The sequence below is a fragment of the Paraburkholderia sp. GAS32 genome, from assembly GCF_050434225.1.
In the GTDB taxonomy this organism is placed as follows: domain Bacteria; phylum Pseudomonadota; class Gammaproteobacteria; order Burkholderiales; family Burkholderiaceae; genus Paraburkholderia; species Paraburkholderia madseniana.
In genome coordinates, this window is the sequence record NZ_JBNPVS010000013.1 from 190,421 (window position 1) to 205,243 (window position 14,823).

General features: G+C 61.6%; 13 protein-coding genes and 1 pseudogene. 4 read left to right on the plus strand and 10 right to left on the minus strand.

The window, feature by feature from the left end:
- Positions 1–18: 18 nt before the first annotated feature.
- The 4 genes from P3T25_RS18235 to P3T25_RS18250 are packed head-to-tail and all read right to left on the minus strand — an operon-like array spanning position 19 to position 4,225.
- Positions 19–1,125 carry a phosphotransferase gene (locus tag P3T25_RS18235; RefSeq protein ID WP_154567313.1) on the minus strand — a complete coding sequence of 369 codons (1,107 nt, stop codon included), beginning with the start codon at positions 1,123–1,125 and terminating at the stop codon, positions 19–21.
- A 20-nt stretch (positions 1,126–1,145) separates the two neighbouring features.
- Complete coding sequence (locus P3T25_RS18240) at positions 1,146–1,862, minus strand: histidine phosphatase family protein (RefSeq protein WP_171925043.1); 717 nt, start codon at positions 1,860–1,862, stop codon at positions 1,146–1,148.
- Positions 1,863–1,883: 21 nt separating this feature from the next.
- On the minus strand, positions 1,884–2,672 hold the full coding sequence (locus P3T25_RS18245; protein WP_154567311.1) for an oxepin-CoA hydrolase, alternative type: 789 nt from the start codon (positions 2,670–2,672) through the stop codon (positions 1,884–1,886).
- Positions 2,669–4,225 (minus strand): 3-hydroxyacyl-CoA dehydrogenase, encoded by a 1,557-nt coding sequence (locus P3T25_RS18250; protein ID WP_171925044.1) that lies wholly within the window; start codon positions 4,223–4,225, stop codon positions 2,669–2,671. The genes P3T25_RS18245 and P3T25_RS18250 overlap by 4 nt, the downstream gene beginning before the upstream one ends.
- A 126-nt stretch (positions 4,226–4,351) precedes the next feature.
- Here P3T25_RS18250 and P3T25_RS18255 point away from each other — a divergent pair, with 126 nt between their 5' ends.
- A complete protein-coding gene (locus P3T25_RS18255) occupies positions 4,352–4,999 on the plus strand; it encodes a glutathione S-transferase (RefSeq protein ID WP_429358555.1) in 648 nt (215 codons plus the stop codon).
- A 112-nt stretch (positions 5,000–5,111) separates the two neighbouring features.
- Here the strand turns inward: P3T25_RS18255 and P3T25_RS18260 are convergent, their stop codons facing one another.
- Together P3T25_RS18260 and P3T25_RS18265 are read right to left on the minus strand one after the other, a co-directional pair.
- On the minus strand, positions 5,112–6,284 hold the full coding sequence (locus P3T25_RS18260) for a pyridoxal phosphate-dependent aminotransferase (protein WP_154567308.1): 1,173 nt from the start codon (positions 6,282–6,284) through the stop codon (positions 5,112–5,114).
- Between the two features lie 127 nt (positions 6,285–6,411).
- Positions 6,412–6,900 (minus strand): putative toxin-antitoxin system toxin component, PIN family, encoded by a 489-nt coding sequence (locus P3T25_RS18265; protein ID WP_154567307.1) that lies wholly within the window; start codon positions 6,898–6,900, stop codon positions 6,412–6,414.
- A gap of 57 nt (positions 6,901–6,957) precedes the next feature.
- Between P3T25_RS18265 and yaaA the strand changes: the two genes are divergently transcribed.
- Together yaaA and P3T25_RS18275 are read left to right on the plus strand one after the other, a co-directional pair.
- Positions 6,958–7,740 (plus strand): peroxide stress protein YaaA, encoded by a 783-nt coding sequence (yaaA, locus tag P3T25_RS18270; RefSeq protein ID WP_097391901.1) that lies wholly within the window; start codon positions 6,958–6,960, stop codon positions 7,738–7,740.
- A gap of 34 nt (positions 7,741–7,774) precedes the next feature.
- Positions 7,775–8,929 carry a M14 family metallopeptidase gene (locus tag P3T25_RS18275; protein WP_154567306.1) on the plus strand — a complete coding sequence of 385 codons (1,155 nt, stop codon included), beginning with the start codon at positions 7,775–7,777 and terminating at the stop codon, positions 8,927–8,929.
- 116 nt (positions 8,930–9,045) lie between these two features.
- Here the strand turns inward: P3T25_RS18275 and P3T25_RS18280 are convergent, their stop codons facing one another.
- The 4 genes from P3T25_RS18280 to P3T25_RS18295 form a co-directional block, all read right to left on the minus strand.
- Positions 9,046–9,723, minus strand: a complete 678-nt coding sequence (locus P3T25_RS18280; protein WP_429358556.1) for a BspC domain-containing protein — start codon at positions 9,721–9,723, stop codon at positions 9,046–9,048.
- Positions 9,724–9,890: 167 nt separating this feature from the next.
- Entirely contained in the window at positions 9,891–10,565 is a 675-nt protein-coding gene (locus P3T25_RS18285) for an energy-coupling factor ABC transporter permease (protein WP_429358557.1), read from the minus strand.
- Positions 10,566–10,677: 112 nt separating this feature from the next.
- Positions 10,678–11,553: a LuxR C-terminal-related transcriptional regulator gene (locus P3T25_RS18290; protein ID WP_429358558.1), complete on the minus strand. Its 876-nt coding sequence runs from the start codon at positions 11,551–11,553 to the stop codon at positions 10,678–10,680.
- 216 nt (positions 11,554–11,769) lie between these two features.
- Positions 11,770–12,984, minus strand: coding sequence for a DUF2863 family protein (locus P3T25_RS18295; RefSeq protein ID WP_429358559.1), 1,215 nt, complete (start codon positions 12,982–12,984; stop codon positions 11,770–11,772).
- A 271-nt stretch (positions 12,985–13,255) separates the two neighbouring features.
- Between P3T25_RS18295 and P3T25_RS18300 the strand changes: the two are divergent.
- Positions 13,256–14,372 (plus strand): annotated as a pseudogene (locus tag P3T25_RS18300) (AI-2E family transporter).
- The last annotated feature ends 451 nt before the right edge of the window (positions 14,373–14,823 follow it).

Here is a 14,823-nt window from a genome sequence, read left to right on the forward strand (position 1 = left end):
CCTGGTGCGCCGATTTGCTTAACGTACTTTCTGCGCGTAGCGCCAGGCGAGTTCCGCCATCGGCTTCGCACGACGGCCGGCATCGAGCGCCTGAGCGCTGGCCGCAGTGCCGTCGACCACACGCTTCATGATCCCTTGCAGGATCGCCGCGATGCGGAACATGTTGTACGCGAGATAGAAATTCCAGTCGCCGTGGATCTCAAAGCCGGTGCGCTTGCAATAGCGCTCGACGTACTGCGCTTCGTCGGGAATGCCGAGGGCTGCCCAGTCGAGGCCCGCAATGCCGCGAAATTGCGCCGGGTCGACGTGCCACGCCATGCAGTGATACGCGAAGTCGGCGAGCGGGTCACCGAGCGTCGATAGTTCCCAGTCGAGTACGGCCAGTACGCGCGGCTCGGTGGGATGGAAGATCAGGTTGTCGAGCCGGTAGTCGCCATGTACGACCGAGGCGCGCTCGCTCGTTTCCGCCGGCATATGCTGCGGCAGCCATTCGATCAGACGCTGCATCGCGTCGATCGGTTCGGTTTCGGACGCGACGTACTGTTTGCTCCAACGGCCGATCTGGCGTGCGAAGTAATTACCCGGTTTGCCGTAGTCGGCAAGACCGATCGACGTGACGTCGACGCTATGCAGCGCGGCGATCACGCGATTCATTTCGTCGTAAATTGCCGCGCGCTCTGCAGGCGTCATGCCGGGTAGAGACTGGTCCCACAGCACGCGGCCTTCGACGAACTCCATCACGTAGAACGCCCGGCCGATCACACTTTCGTCTTCGCACAAGGCGAGCATGTTTGCGACGGGCACGTCGGTGTCTGCAAGTGCATGCATCACGCGGTATTCGCGTTCGACCGCGTGCGCCGAGGGCAATAACTTCGCGGCCGGGCCGGGCTTCGCGCGCATCACGTACGAGCGCGACGGCGTGACGAGTTTGAAGGTGGGGTTCGATTGGCCGCCGGCGAATTGCTCCAAGGTGAGCGGTCCGGCAAATCCATCGACATGCTGGGTTAGCCACGCGGCGAGCGCGTCGCTGTCGAAGCGTTGCCGCTCGTTGACCGGGCGCGTGCCCTCGAAGGCCGAGTAATCCGGTTTCTGTTCTGGTTCGCCGGTCTGTGTGGCTTGCACCATGTGTCTCCTCCAGTTCGGGTTCAGCTACGCTTGTATTGAATGAATTGTGCGTAGAGCATTTCCATCGTGGTGTTGCGAACGTCGCGATGGAGCGGCGACGGCGGTGAATAGTTGATCGCGCGCAGCACCCAGTCGCGCGACTCGGCGCCGACGTCGAGCGCGTTGATGCAACCGGTGGCCTGCGCCAGATGGCCGAAGAAAGTGCGGCCGCCGGCGGTGAGCGCGTGCGACAGAATCGCGCGATTCACGCCGCCGTGCAGCACCAGCAGCACGGTGTCCCACGACGTGTCCTCGCGCAACGCCGCCACCGCGGGCAACACGCGGTCAAACAACGCGCCAATGGTTTCGCCGTCGAGAAAGCGCGTTGTTTCCGGCACGATGCCGTCGAACACGCCGAGAAATGCCGCTTCGATATCCTGCTGCGGAATGTTGCTGAGCTTGCCGCCGCGAATTTCCTGCCATGCCGGCTCGATGTCGAGCTCGATCTGCTGACCGGTCTCGGCCAATACGCGTTGCGCGGTTTCGACCGTGCGCGGCAAGCCACTCACGATCACCCGATCGAACTGGACTTGCTGCTCGGCGAACACGCGGCCTGCCGCGCAGGCCTGTTCGCGGCCGTTCGCATTCAACGGCACCGTTTCCGGATCGATCGCGCGGCCGGAGTCGTCGAAGTAGGTTACGTCGCCGTGACGCATCAGGAAGATGCGGCGGCGTTTGGGGAGTTGATATTCAGGCATCGTCCCTTCGTTCACTTATGTTTACTTGTAGACAGGAGCGCGTTTTTCGAGGAACGCTGAAATCCCTTCGAGACCGTCGCGATGGTGCAGTGAGGCGACGAAGCTGTCGCGCTCAGCGACCAGATGTTCAGCAAGCGGCTGTGCGCCGGCCGCGCCGATGAGCCCCTTGATGCGCGCGACCGAATTCGGCGAAATCTTGCCGAGTTCGTCGGCCCAGGCGACAGCGGTGTCGCGCACGGTGCCGGTCTTCGCTAGCTTGTTGACGACACCGAGATCGTATAGACGCGAGGCGCCGATCGGTTTGCCTTCGATCAGCACTTCGGTCGCCAGTTGACGCGGCAAGGCTTGCGCGAGAAACCACGAGCCGCCGCCATCGGGTGTAAGACCGACGCGGGCATACGACATCACGAACTTGGCGTCTTCCGCCGCGACGATCAGATCGCACGCGAGTGCTAATGAAAATCCTGCACCGGCTGCGGCGCCATCGACGGCGGCGATCACCGGCTTCGACGAAAGACGCAGCGCCGAAATCCATTCGCCGAGCAGATCGATGCTTTCGGCCTGCACCGACGGATCCTTCGCGCGGTTTTCCAGCAGACGGTTCAGATTGCCGCCGGCACAAAAGAAATTGTCCGCGCCGGTAATTACGACGGCGCGGATCGACGGATCACGCTCCACCGATTCGAGCGCTTCGATGCCCGCGGCATACATGTCCGGATGCAGTGCATTGCGTGCGCCGGGGTTCGACAGCGTGAGGACCAGCGTCGATTCGCTTTCGGTCGGGCGTGAGGTCAGCAGTTCGGCGCTCATTGTTGTGTCTCCGTTTGAGTATCGGCAGCGTCGCGTTGCGTCAGCGACAGGCCAAGTTGCGCGCGCCGTGCAAGCCAGGGCGACGGGCGATAGCGTGGATCGCCGAGCACGCTGAAGATATTGCGCAAGATGGTGAGGATCGTCTTCGCGCCCAATGTATCGCCGAGTGCGAGCGGTCCGCGCGGGTAGCCGAGGCCTAGCGTCACCGCGAGGTCGATGTCCCCCGGCGTCGCGATCTGTTTTTGCGCGATATCGCAGCCGATGTTGACGATGGTCGCCACGACGCGTTGCGCGACGAAGCCGGTTGAATCGCGAATCACCGTGACGGGAACGCCATCCGCGGCAAACAGTGCGTGCGCGGTCTCGCGTGCGGCGCGACTGGTAGCGGGTGTTGTCATCAGCGTGCGGCGCTGCGCGGCGGCCAGCGGGAAGAGGGCGTCGATAGCAACAACGCGAGTTGCATCGAGTGCTTCGTCGACGGAGGCGGTAGTCGCGTCATGACCGAACGGTGTCACGACGATCAGCGAGTCCGCTGCGGGCACCGCGCCTTCGTCGAGTTTGACGCCAGCTTTGGCGACGAGTTGCACGACGGCTTCATGCGCCTCCGGATAGCGCTTGCTGACCCACACGCTGTGCGGCAGTTCAGTCGGCGCGGGCGCTTCCGCGGGAACTTGCTGCTTACCGTCTTCATAGCGGTAAAAGCCTTCGCCTGTTTTGCGGCCGATCAGCCCGCCCGCAAGCCGAGTGCCTGTGATCGGCGACGGTGTGAAGCGCGGTTCTTCATAGAACTGGTGATAGATCGATTCCATCACTGGATGCGATACATCGAGCGCGGTCAGATCGAGCAGTTCGAACGGGCCGAGGCGAAAGCCTGCCTGCTCGCGCATGATGCGGTCGATGTCGGCAAAACTCGCCACGCCTTCGCCGGCTACCCGCAGGCCTTCGGTATTCATGCCGCGGCCGGCATGATTGACGATGAAGCCGGGCATGTCTTTCGCACGCACCGGCGTGTGGCCCATGCGTCGCGCGAGTTCCATCAGCGCGTCGCCGACGGCGGGATCACTGCGCAGGCCGTCGATCACTTCGACGACCTTCATCAACGGAACCGGATTGAAGAAGTGATAACCGGCCACCCGCGATGGGTTCGTGCAGCCCGCCGCAATCGCGGTAATCGACAACGACGACGTGTTCGACGCCAGCACGCAACGGCCACTCACCACCGTTTCGAGTTCGCGAAAGAGCGCTTGCTTCACATCGAGCTTTTCAACGATCGCCTCGACGACCAGATCGCAATCGGCCAGATCGCCGACGACCTGCGCGCCGCTCACGTTCGCCAGTGCGGCGAGCGAACGGGCCTGGTCGAGCTTGCCTTTGGCAGTCAATTTGGCGAAAGTCTCGGCAAGGTAGTCGCGCGCTGTGCCGATCGCGGCAGGGTTCGTGTCGTAAAGACGTACGGTGAGACCCGCCAGTGCGGCAATCTGGGCGATGCCACGGCCCATTGCACCGGTTCCGACAATGCCGATAGTCTCGATGCTGAAATTGCGAGAGGTCATTGTGATGCTCGACTCCATGGTTATTTTAGAATAGCACGATCGTGCAATTTACTGGATGATTGATCGAAGGCCGCCGCGTTGATTTTGACGGGCGGTCTCAAACAACCCGAAGAAAGGAGACACCCGATGATCAAGCTGTGCGGTTTCGCGCTCTCTAACTATTACAACAAGGTGAAGTTCGTGCTCCTCGAACACGGCATTCCGTTCGAGGAAGTGTTCGTGCTGCCGAGCCAGGAAGTGACCATGCTCGAGCATTCTCCGCTCGGCAAGGTGCCCTATATCCAGACCGAACACGGCGATCTGTGCGAATCGCAGGGCATCGTCGAGTATCTGGCCGCGCGTTTTCCCGACAAGGCAATTTTCTCCGCTGATCCGTGGGAAGCGGCCAAAGAGCGCGAACTGATCATGTTCGTGGATGTGCATCTCGAACTGACCGCGCGCAATCTTTACAAGGAAGCATTCTTCGGCGGCACCGTGACTGACGCGACCAAGGGGCGCGTCGAGAAGCTGCTCGCGCATCACATTGCCGGCTTCAAGCGGATTGCGAAGTTCGGGCCGTATCTGTGCGGCGAGCGCTTCAGTGTCGCCGACGCAGCGGGGTTTGTGAGCTTGCCGCTGGTGGGCATGGCGACGCAGACCATCTACGGCCGCGATTTTCTGCTCGACGCCGGCGTGGACTGGAAAAGCTATGTGAAGGCGATCAACGCCCGACCGGCCGCGCAGCGCGTGACCGATGATCGCAAGGCGTATATCGCGGCCTCGCGTCCGGCTTGAGGCGTGGCGGTGGCGTTGCGTGCGAAATGAGCTCGGGCGTGCAACGCACGCATGGGCCGCTGCGCGCGATGGCGAGGAACGTGGGTTCGTTCGCAGCATCGCGCGGGGCGTCCTAGAGCCGCGCCAGCCGGTCGAGCGCCGTGGCGAGGGTGGCTTCCTGCTTGGCAAAGCAGAAGCGCACCACGCCCGATTCATGCGCCTCGTGATAGAACGCCGAAACGGGAATTGCCGCGACACCGATCTCGCCGGTCAGCCATTGCGCAAATTCGGCTTCGGGCAAATCGCTGATCGCCGAATAGTCGACGCACTGAAAGTAGGTGCCCGTGCAAGGCAGCAGCCTGAAGCGTGAATTCGCGAGGCCGGCGCGGAAGTAGTCGCGTTTCTTCTGATAAAACGTGGGGAGATCCAGATACGGTGCCGGATCCTTCATATATTCCGCGAGGCCGACCTGCATCGGCGTGTTGACCGTAAACACGTTGAACTGGTGCACTTTGCGGAATTCAGCCGTGAGCGCGGCGGGCGCGGCCACGTAGCCGATCTTCCAGCCGGTGACGTGGTAGGTCTTGCCGAAGCTCGACACCACGAAACTGCGCTGCGCCAGTTCCGGATAACGCGCCACGCTTTCGTGCGGCGCGCCGTCGTACACCATGTGTTCGTAGACTTCGTCGGACAGAATCAGCACGTTGGTGCCGCGCACGATTTCTTCGAGCTTGCGCATATCTTCCGCGCGCCAGACCGTGCCGGTCGGATTGTGCGGGGTGTTGATCAGCAGGAGCCGCGTTTTCGGCGTGATCGCGGCGGCGAGCTTGTCGAACGGGATCGCGTAGTCGGGCGCGTCGAGCGTGACGAATACCGGCTTGCCGCCGGCCAGCTCGATCGATGGCAGGTAACTGTCGTAGGTCGGCTCGACCACGATCACTTCGTCGCCCGGATGCACGGTACAGAGAATCGCGGTCAGCAGCGCCTGGGTGGCGCCTGCCGTCACGGTGATCTCGCTGGTGGCGTCGTAGCGGCGGCCGTACAGGTTGGCGATCTTGTCCGAAATCGCCTGACGCAGCGGCGCGGCGCCGGCCATCGGCGGGTATTGATTGTGGCCGTCGCGCATGGCGCTCGCGACCGCGTCGACAATGCGGGGGTCGCAACCGAAGTCGGGAAAGCCCTGGCCGAGGTTCACCGCGCCTTTTTCGGCGGCGAGCGCGCTCATCACGGTGAAAATCGTCGTGCCGACGTCCGGCAGGCGGGACGGAAACGAGGGACTCATGGGCGTGTCGTGCGGTGCATTCATGGCGCTGTCCGGAGCGTGGTCGAGTGAGTTGGTGAAAGACGTCGTTCGAAAAGGACGAAGCCTGATTGTAGGGAATCGTGGCCCTGCGTGCGCGCAGTCGGCCCGACGTTGGCCATCCGGCCAGGGGTCATACGGGCGCTGGCTCGTGTGCCGCGCTCACGCAGACGCTGACGAACGGCGCAGGCTGCGCAATCTGGAAACCGAAGTCACGCGCAATCCGCTTGGCCAGTTTCAACACCGCGCGGTCTTTCGACACCAGCCAGTCGGCTTGCGCCGCGTGCGCGAGTTCGAGGAATTTCTGGTCGTCGCGGTCTTTGCATTTCGGCAACGGCCTGGCATCTTCCGCGGGCGCAGCGGGTTCGACCAACTGCGTGAGGCGTGCAACGACGGCAAGCGCCGCCGCCTTGTCCACATTGCGATGCACGAATTGTGGGTAGTCGAGCACGTAGGTAAGTTCGGCGAGGCAGCGCGCGTCGATCAGCGCGGAGAGTGCGCCACTTTCGAGCGCGGCGCGGATCGGCCGCGTGTGCGGATCGTCGAACACGAGAATATCGATCCACACATTGGAATCGAGGACGACGCGCAGAGCGCCGTGTGAGGCATGGGAACCGGGCATTCGTTACAATCTGGCTTTCGTCTTTGACCGCCAGGCACGGCGTGCCTGCAAGCCTCTATGATAATCGTTCTGTCGCCGGCGAAATCGCTCGACTACGAAACCCCTCCGCACGTCAAAAAGCACACGATCCCCGATTTCGTCGACGATGCGGCCGAATTGATCGGCGGATTGCGCCTTTTGTCGCCGCAGCAGATCGGTTCGTTGATGAGCATTTCGGATCAACTCGCGCACCTCAATTTCCAGCGTTACGCGGAATGGTCGCCCAGTTTCGGCACGCACAACGCCAAGCAGGCCGTGCTCGCGTTCAACGGCGATGTGTACGAAGGCTTCAATGCCAGAACGTTGTCGTCGGCCGATCTGGATTACGCGCAGAATCATGTGCGCGTGCTTTCCGGCCTGTACGGTTTGTTGCGTCCGCTCGATCTGCTGCAACCGTACCGCCTCGAAATGGGCACGCGCTTTGCCAATACGCGCGGCAAGGATCTGTACGCGTTCTGGGGTGAACGGATCACGCAGGCTTTGAACGCGCAATTGAAGAAGCGCGCTGCCGCCTCACGCGTGTTGGTCAACTGTGCGTCGGGTGAGTACTTCAAGTCGGTCAAGCCCAAGGTGCTCGAAGCGCCGATCATCACGCCGGTGTTCGAAGACTGGAAGGGCGGCCGCTACAAGATCATCAGTTTCCACGCAAAGCGCGCACGCGGTCTGATGGCGCGCTACGCGGTCGAAAACCGTCTCGACAAGCCCGAGCAACTGAAGGCCTTCAACGCCGAAGGCTACGCGTTCGACGCCGAAGCCTCGAACGATTCCACCTACGTATTCCGCCGCCGCATCGCTGACTAAGCGATCGCCGCGCACACAAGCAGGGAAGAACATCATGACGTTATCGATTACGAGCAACTTCGATGCGGGCGCGATCGAAGTGCTGGCCTGCGAAGACGCCGGCAACATCCGTTTGCGCGTGCGGCCCGACAGTCAGGCCGAGTTCGCGCAGTGGTTTTATTTCCGGTTGTCCGGCGCGGCCGGCGAGCGCTGCGTGATGACCTTCGAAAATGCTGCGGCGTGCGCTTTCGCCGAAGGCTGGCGCGACTACCAGGCAGTGGCAAGCTATGACCGCGTGAACTGGTTCCGCGTGCCGACTTCCTACGACGGCCGTGTGTTGACGATCGACCACACGCCGGATTTCGACCGCATCTACTACGCGTATTTCGAGCCGTATAGCGAGGAACGTCACTCGGAGTTTCTCGGCGCGATCCAGCAGATGCCGCAGGCCACGCTCACAGAGTTGGGCAGGACCGTCGAAGGCCGGCCGATGTCGCTGCTGACGCTTGGTACTCCGCAAACCGGCGACACGCCCAAGAAGAAGATCTGGCTGATCGCGCGTCAGCATCCTGGTGAGACGATGGCTGAATGGTTTATCGAAGGTCTCGTCAAGCGTCTCGCGGGTTGGGGCGATTGGGCGGGCGATCCGGTGGCGCGCAAGCTCTACGATCACGCGGTGTTCTACATCGTGCCGAACATGAATCCGGATGGCAGCGTGCACGGCAATTTGCGCACTAACGCGACGGGCGCGAACCTGAACCGCGAATGGATGGAACCGGACGCCGCGCGCAGTCCCGAGGTGCTCGTGGTGCGTGATGCGATTCACGCGACCGGTTGCGACCTCTTTTTCGATATCCACGGCGACGAGGCGCTGCCGTACGTGTTCGTGGCCGGCTCCGAAATGCTGCCGGGTTTCACCGAGCGGCAGGGCGAGGAGCAGAAAGCGTTCATCGAAGCATTCAAGCATGCGAGCCCGGATTTCCAGGACAAGTACGGCTACGCCGCGAGCAAGTATCGTGAGGACGCGCTCAAGCTGGCTTCGAAGTACATCGGCAACGAATTCGGCTGTCTGTCGTTGACGCTGGAGATGCCGTTCAAGGACAACGCCAATCTGCCGGACGAGCGGGTGGGTTGGAACGGGGAGCGTAGCGCGTCGCTGGGCGCCGCCATGCTGCAGGCTATTTTGCGACACGTGGAGACGTTCGCGTAACTGGACGCCGCATAAAGAAACGGGGCACACACTCTGGAAGTGTGTGCCCCGTTTTTTGCTGGGTGCGAGCCAAATTCGTAGTGCGGACCCGTTGACGCGGCCTTCGCTCTTGTCCGCTATTGAGTCTTTTTCGCTGGGGACTTCTTCGCGGTCGATTTGCTCGCAGACTTACCTGAAGACTTGCTGGAAGTTGCTCGCGAAGATTTTCCCGAGCTTGCCTTCGAGGAATTGCCGGTTGCTTTCTTCGTAGTTTTACCGCTGGCCGAGTGCTTGCCCTTCACACCCTTATGCTTGCCCGAGGACGCTCGCGATCCCGTTGACCCGGTGCTGTGCGCACGGGCCGGCGGCACCGGATCGTTCCAGCTGAACGCCAGCATCTGGGCGCCCACATAGCCGCAACGGAATTTGAGATCGGCTGGATCTCCACCGCCGCTCTGGCGGATACCGAGGCCCTCGACGGTAACGATGTTGTCCACCTTGACGCGCTGCTTGCCTTCGTCGAACGAATCGTTCCAGGGCGTGACTGCCGCATGCGCGCTGTCGAAGGAGCTGGGCGGAAATTCGACATGGTCGAAGGCGGTCGATGTGCTTGCAACAAAATTGCCATGGGCAGCGCAGTCCGCGACTAGCGGGTCCGCATGCATGTCATTGACAAATTTGTTGACGAGATCGTTGTGCTGTTCGAGTTGATCGGCGTATGCGGGAGCAGTGCAAATGAGCGAGAGACTCGCTGCAAATGTTGCTAACCGGCCGACCAACCGCAGCAATCGGCGCGGTACGTTGGTGCGATCCATCTAGTTCGTTAGACGCTAATAAGACATGAGGCACGTAAGATGCCTGGCGAGAGGGATGAGTTCAATCCTGACACAAATATTTTGTCCTGTCGTGGTGCGGGGACTCAGGCGCTTTATGTGCCGGGATGGCAGATTGCCGTCGATACGTGCTCGATGCCGCGCCCGTGTCAGGTGCGTGGCCCGCCCAATCGATATCGACGCACATCATAAGTGGTAACCCACGCAGGGCGGTAGACCGCGATCAATGCCGTCGACATGCCCGTGAACCAGGCTTCGCCAGTGGCGAGCAGAAGCACGCTGAACGCGTAGCCGACCGGCACCACGGTCATTGAACCGTCTGCGAGTGTGATGTGAACGCCGAGCGCCGCGGCCGCCGTAAGCGACACGGCAATGGCGGGTGAGACAAAACCCTGGCCGAAAATGAACACGAAGAGGTTACGCGGCAGCCAGGCGATGCTGGCGCGTTGGATCAAGGTCGAGATACCGACAGGCAACGCACCGAACACGAGGAAAGTCAGTGCAATGCCCTGCCAGGGGGCGTCGAAGACGACAGCGGCGAGACCGGTGACGATCGCCATGGCGATCAGCGCCAGTGCCCAATCGAATAATGTGACAACCAGCGTGGCGCCGAGCAGATGCATGACAGTACCGTCGTCGAGCCACGCGTTGCTCGCCCACAGCACGGACACCGCAACGATGATTGCGAGCCAGACGTGCTGGAGTGTGCCGTCCTGAAGTCGTTTGAAAGGATTTTTCCACAGCGCGAGCGCGACCACTATCGCAGTGGCGATCCAGCCACCGACAGCGACCCAGAACGGAAGCGGTGTGTAGAGGAAACCCATGTATCTCATATTACTCGTTGGACGAGAAAAGGTGTGAGCGGATTCCATGCCAGCCGGCGCGAACGCCGCGAGAAAACGCGCGTTTCGATTCTGGCGCGCGCGCCGGCTGACGTTATGCCGAATCTTGCGTGACCGGTTCCGCCGTCAACTCGGCGGGCGCATCGCCGTATGGCGTGCTCGGTTCGGCCGCTATTGGCAGCGTGTCGGCCGTGTCGTTCGCTGGCAACGGATATTGGAAGCGCCGCAGTGTGCGGCGCCGCAATGGCACCACTCCGGCTTGCCCCATTACCGGACGAACCTGACCTCCGCCATCGTTGCGCAGTACTTGCAAGTGAGCCGACAGCCAGCCGTTGTACAGCGCGACCGCGGCGGCGCGGTTAGGCGCTCCGAGTTGCTGAAATATGCTGGTCAGATGGATCTTGACGGTGCCTTCACTGATGCCGAGCGTGCGCGCAATCATCTTGTTGGTGCTGCCCATGTGGACGCAGCGCATGATCTGCTCCTGGCGGGGCGACAGGCCGTTGGAAAGTTTGGCCCGGCGTGGTGGTGGACTCTTTTCATCGAACGGCCGGATGGTGGCATCCGGCGGTAGCGGAGGATTGAGCGCCAACGCGCCGGGCGGCACATAGTGACCGCCCAGCAGCACCATCTCGAAAGCGCGCACGATCAGGCATGGGTCGGTTTCGCGCGGAATCACGCCGAGCACACCTTCGTCCATGAGATCCCGTACGACGGTTGGAGAGACCTTGTCGGTCAGCACTGCAATGCGCAGGTCCGGGTAATGGCTGAGCAGATGACGGGTGTCGTCGACTGACATCCAGTCCTGCCAGTCAATCACGAGCAGGTCGGGACGCAGACGCTTGAGCGTACGTTCAACCTGACGCCAATCCTGTGCTTCGTTAAAGCGCGCTAGCCGGTCGATTTGCCGCAGCAGTGCTTTGAGTCCATCGCGTCGTTCCGCGTCTGAGTTGAGTATTGAGAATCGCATGCCGTGTCTCCAGATGAATCGGGCGAGGTGGCGCGATGCGTGTGGGCCGGCGAAGGTGCCGGGCGCATTGCGATGCACCACCGGCACTATGATGACAAATTCCCTTCGGTTTGACCCCCTGTCCAAAAGGCATAGGAGGAATGACATAAAAAAAGCCCCGCACGCGGCGGGGCTTTCTGATGTCGACGGCGGCGCAATGACGCCGGCGCTGGCGGGTCAGTGGAAATGCGGTTGCGCGGGCTCCGCGTCCTCCGGCATCTCGGCGTGGACGATTTCGCCGAGCGGGTCCGCATAGAGCGGCACACCGCAGTCATCGCAATATTCCGGCTCGAAGCGGCCCGAGTGGCGGCGCACGTCTGTCACGCCGGTTTCCTTGAGCAATGCGACGATTTCTTCGAGTGGGTCGTCTGACGCAGCGGTCTCTTGCGGTTCTTCGTCGATGCCGGGCTTGCCGTTCTCGCGGCCGTAAAGCGGCCATACGACGCCGTAGATCACATCATTGCTGCCGCGGCGCGTGAAGCCGACGCGGTATTCGTCGATACGGCGCTCGCCGAACCCTGCGACAACCGCGCGCAGTTCCTGTGGCGCCGCACCGATTGTGTCGAACAGGTAGCGGACGGCGGTGCGTACCGTGTGAGGGCGCACCCGTTCGTCGGCGTCGCGGCAGGCCGAATAATAGGCATCCGGCAGCAGACACTCGAACTCACATCCGGGCAGCACCAGCGACAGATTGGCGCCGCCTTGCGTTGCCCATTGTTCGAGGCATTGACCACGCTCAATCCGGCTGCCGTTTTCTTCTTCCTGCCAGCGAAACGCCGGCTCGCCTACCGGCGCCGCGACCACAGCCAGCAGAAAGCGCGGGTCGGCCAGGATGGGCGAGGTTTCCGGCAGCTCGCCAAAATTGAGTTTGACGTTGCCACCCGCCATGGCTGCTTGAGCGAGTTGCTGGGCAATGCGCCAGGTTTCGACGTGGTGACGCGGCAGTTGGTCGATGCTGTACAGGAACGGCACCATGGCCACACGCGTATTTGCCGCGAGCACGTGCGCTTGCAGGTGCGCGCGCAGCGCGTCGGCTGCGTCCACTTTGAGCGGGCCGGAAGGAATCATGTAGCGAGTCCAGGCCAGCACGGGCGCGGCGATCAGCAGCGCTTCATAAGGAGCGCCTTCATGGTCGACGATGAACGACTCGCTGTGCGTTTCCGCCATGTCGGCGAGTGCGCCGTAAGCATCGGGATGATTCTGCTGCAGATGATCGAGCGCGGCGTCCAGCGTAGTCTGGTTGGCGTTACGGACGATCTTGGTCAGCAGCGCATCGAGCTTCGCTTCCCAGAAGCGGTCTTCGGTGCGGCTGCCCGACGCGAAAAGCGCGAGCGAGAGACCGACAAGCTTGTCGGCATCGGGGGGGAGACGTTTGGCGATTCGCGAGCGCATAAATCCGGAAATTGGGAGGCACAGAACCTTATATTCTAGTCTTTTCTATGCCGCCATATTATTTGGCTGACTATGCCGGATGGATTGGGACGTTTCCACATTAAAAATAAGCCCCTTGCGGGAGGCGCCAGATGCGTTGCGCGGCGTCTTGGCCGGATGATATAAGACATGCCCAGGGGTGTGGCTCGCTCCTATACTGACCACCGTCGGCGGGCGACTGACAAGCGTATGCCTATTCGTCGCTGTGGTCTGGCACAACAGGAGATTCATAGTGAAATCGGACCAACTGATTGAACGTCTCGCTGCAGTGTTCGCGTTGATCATATTGGTAGGTGGCTCCCTGCTGGTGCTTGCGCCTTTTACAACAGCGCTGTTGTGGGGCGCCATTCTCAGTTATAGCTCGTGGGGCCTGTACCGGCGGCTCACTACAGCGGTGGGGGGGGCGGCGAAAGCTCGCCGCGACGTTGATCGTGCTCATTATTCTGATTGTGGTGCTTGGCCCGTTCGTCTATGCGGGCTTTGCCTTTGGTGCGCACGTTCACGACATCGTCGCGTTGGTACAGAGGCTCTTCGAGGCTGGCTTGCCGGATTTGCCGCCGTGGGTTGGACGAATCCCGCTGGTTGGCTCGAACATCGAGACGTTCTGGGCGAACGTAACGAGCAGCAACTCTGAACTGATCGCGCAAATGCGTGCGCTTGCGGCGCCGGCCGGCAAGTGGATTCTGGCGGCTGCGATTGCCGTTACGCACGGTTTGGGTTTGTTGGCGCTGAGTATCGTGCTCGCGTTCTTCTTTTATACCGGGGGGGAGGGCGCGGCGGCCTGGTTGAAGGCGGGCATGCGCCGCATCGCTGGCGAACGCGCCGATTACTTGTTGGCACTGGCGGGCAGCACGGTGAAGGGCGTGGTCTACGGGATTCTCGGCACGGCGCTTGTGCAAGGCATTCTTGCCGGCTTCGGTTGCTGGATCGCGGGCGTCCCGGCGCCGGCGCTGCTTGGGCTGGCGACGTTCTTCCTCTCGGTGATACCGGGTGGCCCGGTGGTCGTCTGGTTGCCCGCGGCGATCTGGCTGTATCACGGCGGTGCAACTGGCTGGGCGATCTTTCTGGTTGTGTGGGGTGTGTTGGTCGTCGGCATGTCCGACAACGTCATCAAGCCGATCCTGATCGGCAAGAGTAGTGACATGCCGTTGATCCTGGTGATGCTGGGCATCCTTGGCGGTGCGTTTGCTTTCGGCTTCCTTGGTGTATTCATCGGCCCGACGTTGCTGGCGGTTGCCTATACCGTGCTGCACGATTGGACGATCGGCGCCCCGCCAGCGGATGCTCTGGCGCCCGACGTGAAAGTGCCTGTTGTCGATGAGCCGGTGCGCATAGAAAAGGCACCTTGAAATAAATTCCAGATATGGCTTGCAAGGGGCCGTCCGGCTCGCTAGAATCTCGCTCTTTCGTGCTTCGGACACCGGGGCACGGGAAGCGGGAGAGCCAGCAGTGGCAAGGCTTTGCGCGATGTGGGCGGGTTCAGGAAGTTAGAAAAACCTGTTGACGGCGTAGCGAATGTTCTACATAATCTCGTTTCTCTGCTGCTGATGCAGCGACGCAGAACGAAGCGGTGCCGGGTGGTTGTGATGTTGACGACGCGTGGTGCTGGTCCGGTAGTGAATGCGTAATCGATCTTTAAAAATTAACAGCCGATAAGTGTGGGCGCTTGATGCGCGACGCGCCGGTGGATCCTTCGGGGTTTGCCGGAAGCGAAAGTATCAAGTCTCACACGAGTATTAAAGGAAGGTTTTCCTGTCGGGGTGGATTCACGCCGGCAGGTTAATCATTCGTCAGTACGTT

What these genes read in the sequence shown, in the direction of transcription:
- P3T25_RS18255 (WP_429358555.1), top strand. Translation starts at nt 4,352, where the DNA reads ATGATCAAGCTGTGCGGTTTCGCGCTCTCTAACTATTACAACAAGGTG.
- P3T25_RS18275 (WP_154567306.1), top strand. Translation starts at nt 7,775, where the DNA reads ATGACGTTATCGATTACGAGCAACTTCGATGCGGGCGCGATCGAAGTG.
- P3T25_RS18290 (WP_429358558.1), bottom strand. Translation starts at nt 11,553, where the DNA reads ATGCGATTCTCAATACTCAACTCAGACGCGGAACGACGCGATGGACTC.
- P3T25_RS18250 (WP_171925044.1), bottom strand. Translation starts at nt 4,225, where the DNA reads ATGACCTCTCGCAATTTCAGCATCGAGACTATCGGCATTGTCGGAACC.
- P3T25_RS18280 (WP_429358556.1), bottom strand. Translation starts at nt 9,723, where the DNA reads ATGGATCGCACCAACGTACCGCGCCGATTGCTGCGGTTGGTCGGCCGG.
- P3T25_RS18240 (WP_171925043.1), bottom strand. Translation starts at nt 1,862, where the DNA reads ATGCCTGAATATCAACTCCCCAAACGCCGCCGCATCTTCCTGATGCGT.
- P3T25_RS18260 (WP_154567308.1), bottom strand. Translation starts at nt 6,284, where the DNA reads ATGAATGCACCGCACGACACGCCCATGAGTCCCTCGTTTCCGTCCCGC.
- P3T25_RS18265 (WP_154567307.1), bottom strand. Translation starts at nt 6,900, where the DNA reads ATGCCCGGTTCCCATGCCTCACACGGCGCTCTGCGCGTCGTCCTCGAT.
- P3T25_RS18285 (WP_429358557.1), bottom strand. Translation starts at nt 10,565, where the DNA reads ATGGGTTTCCTCTACACACCGCTTCCGTTCTGGGTCGCTGTCGGTGGC.
- P3T25_RS18295 (WP_429358559.1), bottom strand. Translation starts at nt 12,984, where the DNA reads ATGCGCTCGCGAATCGCCAAACGTCTCCCCCCCGATGCCGACAAGCTT.
- P3T25_RS18245 (WP_154567311.1), bottom strand. Translation starts at nt 2,672, where the DNA reads ATGAGCGCCGAACTGCTGACCTCACGCCCGACCGAAAGCGAATCGACG.
- P3T25_RS18235 (WP_154567313.1), bottom strand. Translation starts at nt 1,125, where the DNA reads ATGGTGCAAGCCACACAGACCGGCGAACCAGAACAGAAACCGGATTAC.
- yaaA (WP_097391901.1), top strand. Translation starts at nt 6,958, where the DNA reads ATGATAATCGTTCTGTCGCCGGCGAAATCGCTCGACTACGAAACCCCT.